This window comes from Flavobacterium sp. SORGH_AS_0622 (assembly GCF_030818825.1).
Taxonomy (GTDB): domain Bacteria; phylum Bacteroidota; class Bacteroidia; order Flavobacteriales; family Flavobacteriaceae; genus Flavobacterium.
The window spans coordinates 2,147,912-2,160,859 of the sequence record NZ_JAUTAX010000001.1 but is presented as its reverse complement, the minus strand read 5'-3'; the positions used below and the strand labels follow the sequence as shown (position 1 = coordinate 2,160,859).

The window sequence follows — 12,948 nt, the reverse complement described above, 5'->3', positions numbered from 1 at the left end:
TTTAAACCAATATTAATTTGAGGATTTGTATTCCTTTGGTGAAATTCCAAATTTATTCTTAAAAGCTGTAGAAAAATAATTGGGAGAAGAGAATCCCAGCGAGTAAGCAATTTCAGAAATATTCATATTATTTAACTTTAAAAGCTCTGCCGCCTTCTCTAATTTTACATTATTAATATGGTCGCTGATATTAATTCCGATAATTGCTTTTACTTTTCGATACAGCTGAACTCTGGAAACTCCAAGTTTATCGGCTAAATCTTCAACAGAGAATTTAGGATTTTCGACATTCTTTTTAATAATATCATTCATTTTGGTAATAAAGGATTGTTCCTGATTGCCAAATTTCGATTCAGGCTCAACACGATAAATATTATTAGTATAATAATAACGAAGTTTCTCTCTATTAAAAAGCAAGCTTGATATAGATTGTTTCAAAATAGAAAGGCTGAAAGGCTTCGTAAGATACTGGTCTACTCCGCTTTGCAATCCTTTCAAAACAGATTCTTTATTACTCTGCGCAGTTAAAATAATAATTGGAATATGAGAAGAACGAAGATCTTTCTTCAATTCTTTACTAATCTCGTAACCATCTTTATCTACTAAATTAATATCACAGATTATAATATCCGGAATAATTTCTAATGCTTTTTGAATCGCATCGCTTCCATCAGAATTATACACTACATATTCATTGGACAGTTTTGCTTTTAAAAAGTTAACCAAATCTACATTGTCTTCTATGATTAGTAGAGTGTGTTTCTCAGCATCAGAAATGATGCTTGATTCTTTTAAATCAGGTTCTATATTTAAATTATCAGTAATTAAGTTTGGAATACTGGTTAGGTTCTCGGCTTTTTGAATAATTTCACCAGGCTGTAAATGACTGCTTCCTTTTAATAATGTAATGACAAATTCACTGCCCTGCTTGGATTTCAGTTCGATAATTCCTTGATGCAAAAGCACAAACTCTTTTGACAAATGCAATCCAATGCCTGAACTGTTTTTATTATTATTTGAGGCCCTGAAAAATGGATCAAAAACATTTGAAAGTTCATCATCAGGGATTCCAATTCCGGAATCTTTAAAATGGATCTGTACTGTATTATCCTGATTTTCGACAATTGAAATACTAATTTTACCATTATCGGGCGTAAATTTAAAAGCATTTGACAGCAAATTGAAATATACTTTGTCCATTAAACTGCGATCAATAAAGAGTTCCAGATTTTTGTTTTTACAGCTTAATTGAAAATCAATATTTCTTCTGGCAGCTTCGCCTTTAAAATTAGCCATGACTTCATTTGTGAAATCGTAAATTTTTGTACTGGAAGCCCTAAGGGTAAATTTTTGCTCTTCAATTTTCCTGAAATCCAATAACTGATTGATCAAACGCAATAATCTGTTTGAGTTTTTATGAATTAGTTTTACTTCATCGATAAGGGCAGTTCCCTTAATTTTTTCATTTTCAATCAGCGACTCTACATAACTCATAATCAAAGTTATCGGAGTTTTAAATTCATGTGAAAGTCCTGTGAAGAAATTGAGTTTTGCTTCATTGCTTTTAGCCGCAAGCTGAGCCATTTCCTGAATTTCATTATTCTGGTCAATAACAGTCTGATTAATTTTTTCAAGCTGTTTTTTCTTCTTTGAAATAGAAATAGTTGAATAAATGCTGTAGATAGTCAGACTCAAAATAATCACTAAGAAAAAACTCAATAATCGAACCAGATTGTTCTGCGAAGCATATTCTCTTTCCTGAACTTTTATTGCTCCCTGCTGAGACTCAATAACTGTCTGCTGCTGATCGACTTTATCCATTTGATTTTCGATAATTTCAGCATTATTCTTATCTATTACGATTGTATTGAGTATGTTATTTTTTGCAACTGCTTCTTTATAATACATTTTTAAAGCCAGTTTCAATGCTTCATTTCCTCCTGTCGGATACAGAACTGTTCCGTCTAAAACTCCGTTTTTAACCAATTCTATTCCCCCATTCACCGTGTTGAGTCCATCAACACCAATAAATTTAATTTTCTTTTCCAGTCCGGCAGTTTTGGCAGTTTCCCAGGCACTTAAAGCCATACGGTCATTATGGGCAAAAATATATTCGATATCAGGATTTTGCAAAAGAATCGCTTTTAGGGGCGCTTTAACTGACTCTTTTTCCCAATCACCAAATATGATTTTTTCAATTTTGAAACGTTTATTTTCTTTGATAATTTGATCAAACCCTAAACTACGCTCATACGCTGGTGAAGAACCGTTTGCTCCTGTTATTTCTATAATCTTACCTGACCCTTTACCGTGCGAAATAATATATCGCGCTGCAATTCTGCCAATTTCAATATTATCAGCTCCAAGATAAGCAGTATAGTTTTCTCCTTCAATTTTCCGGTCTACAATAAGAACAGGAATTCCGGCTTTTATTGATTTTTCTACAACTGCCGTCAAAGGTTTAGACTGGATTGGGGATACAATAATGACATCTACTTTATTAGATATGAATCCTTCAATATCTTCTATTTGCTTCTCGATGCTGTTATTGGCATCTTTTATAGTCAGATCGACTTCAGGCCGTAATGAGGCTTCAATTTTCATTGAGCTGTTCATCTGCTTACGCCAGTCATCAGTAGTCATGGCCTGAGAAAATCCAACTTTTATTTTATTACTCAGTTTTTGTTTACAGGAGATTAGACCTAATGACACTATAAAAAGTATCAAAGTATATTTTAGAAATTTATACATCGAAATTATGGGTTTATGTAAATAAAAAAATAAGTTCTTACAATACTTTATTGAGCCAGCTGCTTGTGAAAAAAATTAGGAAGGAATATTTTTACTATAACAAGCGGTAAGAAAATCTAATAATTAAAAAAGTAAAATTAAACTTTTATTTCATGTACACAAATGAGTGAATAATATATCTGATGTAAAATAATAATCATGCTTATATTTTACTCTATAAGATTTAAAAGTATAATAGTAAAAAGTCTAAATAAGGAGAGACATCCCTGTAAGTGTAGGATACTTACAAGTATAATTCGAGAATGTCATTTAGAAAAGGAGCGCCTGTTCACATATAGTTAGGAATTATATTGATTGCAACTCCCAAATTAGTTTCACGTACTAACCAATCAAGTTCTTCCGGATTTTTAGGTTCTAATCTTTATAATTATTAATCTGGCACTTTCGATTCAAAAAAGCATTTTTGATACTGCAAATCAGTTAAACAGTATTTCCAATTTAAACAATATTTGATTATCGTTTATAAATTACCTGCTAGGGCCACAATGAATAATGAAAAAGAAAAATATTCATAACTATCAGGTGAAATAAATGCTAATTTGAAACTGAAAAGTGCCGATTAAAATCTTAGAAAAGGTTTTTACATCACAAATATGAATGCATAAAAACCTTTGCTTTCGGGTAAAAATGTTATTTTATTTTAATGACAACTTTTCCTTTAGCCCTTCCGCTTTCTACATAAGACAACGCATCGTTTGTTTTTTCGAAAGGAAAAATTTTATCAACAATAGGTTTGATTACACCAGACTCGATAAGTTTGGTAATTTCACTTAACTGCTCCCCATCTGCTTTCATAAACAAAAAAGAATAGTCTACGTTTTTATGTTTTGCTTTTTTACGGATACTAGAACTTAGTAATGACAGGACAATTTTTACAAACCAAGGAGCTCTGATTTCTTTTGCAAAAACAGGTGTCGGCGGTCCGGAAATAGAAATTAGTTTACCACCTGGTTTTAATATTCGCAGTGATTTTTCGAGTGTTTTCTGATCCTGACTATTTAAGACTGCATCATAATCACTCAAGATTTTTTCGAAATCACTGTTTTTGTAATCAATAACAATATCAGCTCCAAGGTTTTTTAATAAGCCGGTACTTTGAGCACCTGCCGTAGTAGCAACTACAGCACCCAAATGTTTGGCCAGCTGAATAGCAAAAGTTCCAACTCCACCAGATCCTGCCTGTATAAACACTTTTTGACCTGATTTTACTCCAGCTCTTTCAACCAAAACCTGCCACGATGTAAGCCCTACCAGCGGAATAGATGCAGCTTCTTCCATCGAAAGATTTGTAGGTTTCAGGGCGGCATCTTTTTCGTCAATGGCAATAAACTGGGCAAACGTACCTATTCGGTAATCTGAGACTCTCGCATAGATCTGGTCCCCAGTTTTAAACTTTTTTACATTCTTTCCTGTTTTTACAACTATTCCTGCCACATCATGACCTAAAATGAGCGGCAGTTTATAGGGTAGAATGAGTTTAAATTCTCCTGTTTTTATTTTAGAGTCTAAAAGATTGACACCTGCCGCATGGATTTCGACCAATATATCATTTTCTTTTACATCTGGTAAAGAAAGTTCTACACGCTGCAGACTTTGCTTTTTACTGTATTTATTAATTACAAATGCTTTCATTTTAGATGTTTTAAAGTTTAATTACTGCTTAAGGCAGCGTAGTTTTTTTTAGAATTTACCAGATTGAAAGCCAGTTTTGGAAAAAACCTGCTAACAATAATAATTTAGAATTACCAACACGAATAGTAAATTGCTCTTTTTGATTTCAGAAATAAGAGCTTTTACTAACTGCTTTGGGTTTAGTTTTTTGTTTGCAATTGCGAATCTTATTCGGTCACTTCCGCCGCTTATAAATATTGTATTTGCTGTTTTTTTATTTCATAATTATTTAAATTAATTTTATGTTTTTGGTTCTCTGATCAACAGATTGTTTTGTTTAAAATAAACTAAAAAGTCTATTTTAAATTATACTTTTTAGTTTATTTCATACTAAAAAAAAATTAGATGACGTATTGTTCTAATTCAGACTTTAGACTTTTTACCAAACCCTGCATTGGTTTTGCAGTCTGCATAACTCTGCACATTACGATTCCCCCTTCAACCGAAGCTACCAATTTAAAAGCAAAAACAACGGGATCTAGTTTAGTAGAAAATTCTCCGTTATTAATTCCTTCTTGAAGCAGAGCGGTTAATTCCTGTTGACCTTTTTTAAATACTTTAGCCACTTTTTCTCTTATAAAGGGATAATTATCATCTGCCTCTACTGCAGTATTAAATATCGGGCATCCGCCTGAAATATAGGTATCAATGGGGTTTTTATAAAAATCTAAAAAGGCATGTATTTTGCCCTTCATTGTCTTTGAGCCGTAAACTGCAGCTCTTATTCTATCAGAAACCATCTTAAGAGATAAGTCAATTACTTGGTCCGACAAATCTTCTTTATTTTCAAAATGACCATATAAACATCCTTTGGTAAGCTTGGTCGCCTCAAGAACATCATCAATGTTAACTCCCGAAATGCCCTTTTCATTATAAAGAGGAACCGCAGTTTCTAATATGAATTGTTTTGTTTTTTCGGCCTTAGTCATCATTTTGAAATTAATTAGACAGCAAATATACTAAAAAGTATATTTCATACACGAAATTATAATAATTTATTCTTTTGAATTTTAGCCTAATTATGAATCACCTCTATGAAAAAACACCATATAACTAATCTATATTTTTATGACACATTATTAAAGTGAATTCATAACACTGTTAGGCAAAAAGCTAAGACTGTCTTTTTTTACCTTAAATAAATTATTCAATACGATTTAAGGAAAAAGCTTCGATGGCAAATATGATAAAACAATACCGGACAGTTATTCCATTTCAACAATCATTTCTGCTTCAATCACCATGTTTTGCGGAAGTGTATATACACCCACAGAAGTACGCGCATGCCTGCCCTTCTCGCCAAACACTTCAATTAATAAATCAGAAAAACCATTCATTACTTTTGATTGGTCAGTAAACGACTCAGCGGTATTTACATAACCATTTACTTTTACTATGCGTTTTATTTTTTTCAGACTTCCAAAAGCACGTTTAAGTACCGCCAGCTGATTTATGGCTGTCAGCCTGGCGGCCTGATAACCTTCTTCGGTGGTGAGACTGCTCCCTACTTTTCCAGTAATGTATTTCCCGTCTGCTTTAAGCGGTCCTCTTCCCGACAGGAAAACCATGTTTCCAACTTTTACCATATCCACATAACTTCCTAATGATTCTGGTATTTGCGGCAATTGAATTCCTAATTGACTTAACTTTTGCTCTGGAGTTTGTGCTGACAAATTAAAACTCAATAGTACTAATGCAAGTATTACTATATTTTTCATTATTTCCTTCTTATAATTATCTAAAAAAGAAAGTCATCTTTAAAAGACGACTTTCCTTATTTTTGTTTTTATTTATCTTATTATTTTATGAATTTGATCAATTCGGCATTAAATTTTGGAAGCTCTTCGATAAACAAGGCATGACCGCTTTTCTCGAATGGAACCAAAGTTGAATTGGCAATTGATTTGTGCATTTGTTCAGCTAATTCGTAAGAACAAATTTTGTCCTGTGTTCCGTGAAGTATAAGAGTTGGTATTTTGATTTTTTTCAAATCTTCTCTTAAATCTGTATCACGAAGTGCTTTCATAGATTCTCCCATTGCATATGGAGATGCCTGTGCCTGAATAGTTCCTAACCATGCACCTTGTCCTGCAGATACGCTTGTTTCATTTGCTGGGAATATTTTTCCGAAATTCTCAAACAATTGTGGTCTGTTAGTATTATTAAGGGCAATAAGACCGTTTACATCTTCTTTTGTCCAGAAACCGTAGTTAAAATCTGCTCTTTTTGTCCATAATGGAGCTGCTGCACCAAACAAAGCCAGTTTTGAAACGTGGGCTGCATTGTATTTGGCTACATAATGAATCACTGTTGCGCCTCCCATAGAGAATCCGCCGATTGTTGCTCCTTCAATTTTAAGTTTGTCTAGGATAACTTTGATATCATCTGCATAAACATCATAGTTGTACGCACCACCCGGTTTGTCTGATAATCCAAAACCTCTTAAAGTAATTCCGATAACGCGATATCCTTTCTGGATAAGTTCTGCATATTGGTATTCATACATCGCATCACTTAATGGCCATCCGTGAATCAGTACTACTGGTTTTCCTTCTCCTAAATCCGTTACATGCAGTTTTACATTTTTCTCTACTTCAATATATTCTTCTCTTCCTAAACTTGCCGGTTTTCTTTGACTTTGAGCAAATACTGTTGATACAGCTAATAAAAAAATGGCGAAGCTTGTTGTTACGATTGTTTTTAAATTGGTTTTCATTTCTTTTAGGTTTTAATTTATTTAAAATTTTTATTTATATCTGTCATTTCTTATTGACAGGACAAAATTGATAATTCTACGATTATAAAACAAATTAATAATTTTTAGCATATATAAATTTTATTTATAATCTTATTTAATCAGAACTTCAATTCATTTAGAGTTTCCATATGATTCAATCTTTTTTAAGCAGGAATGAATCACTAATTTATCTTATGAATAGATTTTCAGTATAGTTTACTTTTTCATTACCAAGACAGGTTTTCCTTTTTCCACTATATATGTTGCCAGTTCCGAAGCTTTTGCATGACTGTTATTTCTTGCAGAGTGAACTACGCCAGCAGGGATAAAAAGTACCTCTCCGGCCTTTAAAGTAACAGGAGACTGACCTTCGACTTCATATTCCAATACGCCATCAAGAACATAAATAACTTCCTCTCCAGGGTGAGAATGCTTTCCAAAAGCAGTATGAGCATCAAAATCGATGCGTGCCTGAACTGTTTCATATCCTGGTACACTAAGATCGTAACGCTGCAAATCAGTACGTTTTATTCCTGATTGCTGGGCAGAAACAGTATTGGTAATAATCAATGCTAAAAGGCTAAGGGCAGAAACTGTAGTTGATGCAAAATTTAAAGTTTTCATGTTTAATCGTTTTAATTAATTTGTTGTTTTTGTTAATATTCTTGTCAAAAGTACCAAGGCTTTACTGGCATTGAAATGATAATATACCCCAAATGGACAAAGTGAGAAATGAAGTGGACAAAAGTGGAGTTATGATTATTATGGATTATAAAACTTTGTCGATTTAGCTGTGATAAGACTCACCTTCCTTCCATATTCCCACTATAGATAGAGAATCAGAAATATTAATAGTAGGATCACCTTTAACTAAAAGCAAATCTGCTCTCAATCCCTCAGCAATTGATCCTCTGTCTAATAAATTAAATCTTTTAGATGGTACTGATGTGGCTGCTCTTAATGCCTCAATGGGGCTTAATCCCGCTTCTACTAACAGCTGCATTTCATGATGAACACTCACACCATGTGCAAGTCCGCCCAAATGGGGCATCGGTACAGATACATCTGTTCCAACAAGTATATCTACTCCTGCGTCGCGTAAATCCCTCACGTTGTCAAAGTTATCTTTCATATTGCCTTCGGGAAAAGTATTGAAACAAGAACACATGGTCATTTTCCAGTCTTCATTTAATTTTTTCTCAACTCTTTCATCATGCGCAACATGGCAGGCAGAATTACCTATAATCGATGAATTTAATACCAGACAAGGTGTTACGAAAATTCCCTTGGCCGCAATAGCTTCAATGAGTTCTTTTGTCCAATCTGGTCTGTCAATAAATAGATGTGCCAAGCCGTCGACACCAATTTCGACCGCTGTTTTGGCCGCTTCTGCCGTTAAAACGTGGGCTATTGCAATCTTATCTAATTTATGAGCTTCATCAACTGCTGCTTTTAATACCGGAGATTCAATGACAGGTAAACCCGGTGCATTCATTACAGTTCCTTCCTCAATCATTATTTTAAAATAATCTGCACCATTATTTACCTGACGATGAACAAAATCTATTGCTCCGCTAATTGAGGTAACATCGGCACCTATTTCTTCTTCTTCCTTTTGAGCTTGGTGAGCAGCTAAAAAAATGGCCTTTTCTTCTTCACTCATTTTCTCCATTTCTTTTAACACGAATTCCGGAATACCATCACCTTTAGGAATAAGCTCGTCTGGATGACCCGCCGGGAGCTGTTAGACCCATACCGGCAGAACGCACATCGGCAGCACCTGTAACTCCTTTTAATTGGGTTTCACGTCCTTTACTGGTAAATCCTCCCATCATTTCTAATTCGGTAGTGATACCGAATTTTAATGCATCTTTTAAGAATTCTACTGAGGTATGCACATGGGCATCTATTAAACCAGGCAGCAGAGTACAGCCTGATCCGTCAATAACCTCACTTATGTCTTCTGGTAAGTCATTTAGAATGGAAGTAATTACACCGTCACTAAAGACAACTGTTTTTATACCAATTACATTTTTGCCATCAAACACATTTACATTGCTGATGGCTTTAGTTTTAATATTAGTCATTTTGAATTATTTAAATTAATTTTTAGGCAAAGTTATCTAGTCAATAAGGATTAAAATAGCTACATTTAACACAATAATAGCTCTAAAAGGTCATTATAATGAAATTGCATTTAAAGGAGGAATTCGGTTTTTTAGCGGGTTTTGCGGATTTATTAGGTACAGAGGTAAAAAATGGAATATTAGTAATACCCGACAATAAAGGGAAAGGCTATTTAAGAGGATTTAGATTAGACAATTCCATAAATATGCTTGTAAGTTTTTATGAGTTTAATGACAATGTGCTTGCAAAAAGACTAGGAGGTCAAAATACACTGAATAGAATACTATTTTCTTTTAATAATATTTTTCCAGATGCCGATTCAAAAAACAAATATTCAGGAAATCTTCCTTCAATTCAGATTTTTAAGGGAAAACTTAATATTGAAACATTCTATCCGGGTAGAACTAAATTCAATTCTATTTTTATTGGAATCGATTCTGATAAATTAGCCAAAACTCTAGGAGTGAATATTGACAATGAAATTTTCAGAAATATTATTACCAGCGAACAGTCGATCTTATTTGAAGAGCTGCTTTCGCCAAAAATTGAGCAGGTGGCTATGGAAATTATTCAGGCTGACATTCCAGCTTCCCTCAATGATTTCTTTTTTAAAATTAAAGCCGAGGAATTAATCTGTCTGACTTTAAAAGAACTTTTTAAAAGAGAAAATCCAACTACACATGCACTAAATCAAATAGATGTTCAAAAAATTTATAAAGTGCGAGATACAATCTTGAACAACATTGCTGCGCCTCCCGTTATAAAACAACTGGCATCAGAAGTAGGAATGAGCGAATCAAAGTTTAAAAGACTATTTAAACAAATTTTTGGGGACAGTTTGTTTAGCTATTACCAAAAATTCCGAATGAAAGAAGCAGCACGATTGCTAAAAGAAAATAAAATGACTGTGTCAGAGGTTGGCTTTAAGATGGGGTTTTCTAATTTAAGTCACTTTGCCAAGGTTTTTGAGGACCATATTGGAACCAAGCCAAAATCGTTCCAAAAAATCAAACAAAATTAAAGAGCAATGATGACTATTTCGATCAAATTGTAAAGCTTTAAATAAAATTAGCCTCTAAATTGTCTATTTAAACATCGAAATTGTCCACTTCAATTACTTATGATTATCTAATGAGAGCGTTCTGATGCAAATTTGCCCTGTTTAACAGCTTAAAATTTTAAAATCATGAATGCAAAAACAACAAAAATTATTTACTGGACAGGTGTTATCTTAACTTCTTTATGGTTTGGAGCCAGCGGTTTTTTCGAACTTACTACAAATCCTATTGTTTGGGGAATTACACAGCAATTGGGATATCCAGAACATTTCATCTACCTGCTTGGTGTGTTTAAAGCCGCAGGAGTTATCGTATTATTAATTCCAAATAAGTTACTGCGGTTGAAAGAATGGGTCTTTGCGGGTATTTTCTTTGATATAACTTTTGCGTTTTTTTCAAAACTCGCAGTACTAGGCTTTTCTGCAGTAACTGACGCTGTTATTGCTTTTATAATGGTAAGCATAACTTATTTAATGTTTAGAAAATTATACACTGTTCACTACATTACCAATAAAACTGAATAGATTTAGTATTTATTGGAATAGTAAAGCCTGAGATTATCTCAGGCTTTTTCGTTATAGAATTATGAGCTTTCTAACAAATAAATTTGAGCTTTTTAACAAAATACTCATCCCTGCTTCTGCCGTAATTTTGTACTGAACATTTAAATACAATTACAATGAATAAAACATGGTTTATTACAGGAAGCTCAAGAGGATTAGGACGTAATCTTACAGAAGCAGTTTTAAAAAGCGGTGATAAAGTTGTGGCAACGGCCCGCGATATCGATCAGTTAAATGATTTGAAGGCTCTTTACAAAGATCAAATCTTTCCGCTAGCCTTAGATGTTACTAACTATGAACAAGTGTATAGTGCGGTTAAAACGGCTGCAGAACATTTTGGAAGAATTGACGTCTTGGTAAACAATGCAGGATTCGGAATTATCGGGGCTGCCGAAGCTTACACCAGTGAGCAGGTCCGCAGTCAGTTAGAAACTAATTTATATGCCCCAATTGAGATTACGCGTGCCGTCCTTCCTTATATGCGCAAACAGGGTTCAGGAAGGATTTTACAAATCAGTTCTATTGGCGGACGCGTTGGTAATCCAGGTCTAACGATGTATCAGGCGGCAAAATTTGGTCTAAGTGGCTTTACCGAAGCTTTGGCCAAAGAAGTTTCTTCGTTAGGAATATTGTTAACTAGTGTCGAACCAGGCGGTTTCCGTACTGATTGGGCTGGCGCTTCTATGTCTTACGCAACTGAAATAGAAGGCTACGAAATGGTAAAACAACGTACTGATTTTTTCAAAGGAGGACAATTTGTTGCTGTTGGTGATCCCGAAAAAGCAGCCAAAGTGATGGTGGATTTAGCGTCTCATCCAAACCCTCCTGTACACTTGGTACTAGGTAGTGAAGCAATTGGTATATTAAAAAATGCTGACCAAAAGCGAACAGAAGAAATGGAAAATTGGATGAATGTTAGTATATCAACAGATCATGATGAAGCAGGAAGCTTTTTTGATACCGCACAAGGAAAATGGTATACCAATAATACTAAAAAAGAATAATTTAAATACATTCTGTAATGGTCAGTACTAAATATTGCTGACCATTTTTTATAAATTTGTAATATGAACGATTCAAAAATAAATCAGAAAACACCAGCAATTGCTTATTCGTGCTATTATACCCAAAATCGCGAAGGTGAACAATTTGCTGCAGAACATGTTTTAAGTTTTCAGATTTCAGGAATACTTACTTTAAACAACGGCATCAGAGAATATATTTTCAAACCGGGTGATTTTCGATTTATCAAAAGGAATCAGCTTATAAAATTCAATAAACAGCCTGATCCTAATGCTGCATTTCAATCCATTTCAATTTATTTGAATCAGGAAGCATTGCGTGATTTCTCAATAAAACACAATCAAAAGACCAGTTTAATTAAAAGTCCTGAAACAGAAACTGTTTTTCAATTAGAAGAAACTCCACTGCTTAAAAGTTTAATGGGATCTTTGATTCCCTATATCAACGAAGATCAATTAATTAATTTACAGAAGAACTTCAAACTTTAAAAGTAAATGAAGCTATTACCATTTTATTGCAATGTAAACCCGAACTCAAAGATATTTTATTTGATTTTAATGAGCCAGGAAAAATTGATTTGGAAGCTTTCATGAAAAAGAATTTTCATTTTAATGTACAGTTAGACCGTTTTGCCTACCTAACTGGTAGAAGCTTGGCCACTTTTAAACGTGACTTTCAGCGTATTTTTGAAGTTTCTCCAAGCCGTTGGTTATTACAAAAAAGATTACAGCAGGCTTATTATCTGATAAAAGAAAAAGGAAAAACCCCAACTGAAGTCTATCTTGAAGTAGGTTTTGAAGACCTGTCCCATTTTTCATTTGCCTTTAAGAAACAATATGGATTATCTCCTTCGAAGGTCTTTTAATTTTTTTTGTTTTGGGTTTCAGGTTTCACGTTTTATGTCTAAAGTTCTGGTTTACAAGACATGTCGTCCGGATATCTATATAATCTTTCTTTT

13 protein-coding genes are annotated in these 12,948 nt (G+C 33.8%); 5 read left to right on the top strand and 8 right to left on the bottom strand.

Going from position 1 to position 12,948, the window contains the following annotated elements; translation table 11 throughout:
- Positions 1-12 precede the first annotated feature (12 nt).
- The 8 genes from QE431_RS09395 to QE431_RS09360 all read right to left on the bottom strand — a co-directional run bounded on the left by QE431_RS09395 (position 13) and on the right by QE431_RS09360 (position 9,306).
- Positions 13-2,751 carry a substrate-binding domain-containing protein gene (locus tag QE431_RS09395; RefSeq protein WP_307295207.1) on the bottom strand — a complete coding sequence of 913 codons (2,739 nt, stop codon included), beginning with the start codon at positions 2,749-2,751 and terminating at the stop codon, positions 13-15.
- Positions 2,752-3,441: 690 nt separating this feature from the next.
- Positions 3,442-4,443: an NADP-dependent oxidoreductase gene (locus QE431_RS09390; RefSeq protein WP_307295206.1), complete on the bottom strand. Its 1,002-nt coding sequence runs from the start codon at positions 4,441-4,443 to the stop codon at positions 3,442-3,444.
- 380 nt (positions 4,444-4,823) lie between these two features.
- On the bottom strand, positions 4,824-5,414 hold the full coding sequence (locus QE431_RS09385; RefSeq protein ID WP_307295204.1) for a TetR/AcrR family transcriptional regulator: 591 nt from the start codon (positions 5,412-5,414) through the stop codon (positions 4,824-4,826).
- Between the two features lie 273 nt (positions 5,415-5,687).
- Entirely contained in the window at positions 5,688-6,155 is a 468-nt protein-coding gene (locus QE431_RS09380) for a RidA family protein (protein ID WP_307295202.1), read from the bottom strand.
- A gap of 125 nt (positions 6,156-6,280) precedes the next feature.
- Positions 6,281-7,198 carry an alpha/beta fold hydrolase gene (locus tag QE431_RS09375; RefSeq protein ID WP_057118121.1) on the bottom strand — a complete coding sequence of 306 codons (918 nt, stop codon included), beginning with the start codon at positions 7,196-7,198 and terminating at the stop codon, positions 6,281-6,283.
- A 237-nt stretch (positions 7,199-7,435) separates the two neighbouring features.
- A complete protein-coding gene (locus QE431_RS09370; protein WP_281865455.1) occupies positions 7,436-7,843 on the bottom strand; it encodes a cupin domain-containing protein in 408 nt (135 codons plus the stop codon).
- A gap of 163 nt (positions 7,844-8,006) precedes the next feature.
- Positions 8,007-8,882, bottom strand: coding sequence for an amidohydrolase family protein (locus QE431_RS09365; protein WP_307295199.1), 876 nt, complete (start codon positions 8,880-8,882; stop codon positions 8,007-8,009).
- Positions 8,883-8,925: 43 nt separating this feature from the next.
- The gene (locus QE431_RS09360; protein WP_307295197.1) at positions 8,926-9,306 is read right to left on the bottom strand and encodes a hypothetical protein; all 381 of its coding nucleotides are present in this window, start codon (positions 9,304-9,306) and stop codon (positions 8,926-8,928) included.
- A 98-nt stretch (positions 9,307-9,404) separates the two neighbouring features.
- Between QE431_RS09360 and QE431_RS09355 the strand changes: the two genes are divergently transcribed.
- The 5 genes from QE431_RS09355 to QE431_RS09335 all read left to right on the top strand — a co-directional run bounded on the left by QE431_RS09355 (position 9,405) and on the right by QE431_RS09335 (position 12,855).
- A complete protein-coding gene (locus QE431_RS09355) occupies positions 9,405-10,367 on the top strand; it encodes an AraC family transcriptional regulator (RefSeq protein ID WP_307295195.1) in 963 nt (320 codons plus the stop codon).
- Between the two features lie 165 nt (positions 10,368-10,532).
- Positions 10,533-10,928: a DoxX family protein gene (locus QE431_RS09350; RefSeq protein WP_307295194.1), complete on the top strand. Its 396-nt coding sequence runs from the start codon at positions 10,533-10,535 to the stop codon at positions 10,926-10,928.
- 155 nt (positions 10,929-11,083) lie between these two features.
- On the top strand, positions 11,084-11,971 hold the full coding sequence (locus QE431_RS09345; RefSeq protein ID WP_307295192.1) for an oxidoreductase: 888 nt from the start codon (positions 11,084-11,086) through the stop codon (positions 11,969-11,971).
- Between the two features lie 63 nt (positions 11,972-12,034).
- Positions 12,035-12,478 (top strand): hypothetical protein, encoded by a 444-nt coding sequence (locus tag QE431_RS09340; protein WP_307295190.1) that lies wholly within the window; start codon positions 12,035-12,037, stop codon positions 12,476-12,478.
- A gap of 101 nt (positions 12,479-12,579) precedes the next feature.
- Positions 12,580-12,855: an AraC family transcriptional regulator gene (locus tag QE431_RS09335; protein ID WP_307295189.1), complete on the top strand. Its 276-nt coding sequence runs from the start codon at positions 12,580-12,582 to the stop codon at positions 12,853-12,855.
- Positions 12,856-12,948: the final 93 nt, after the last annotated feature.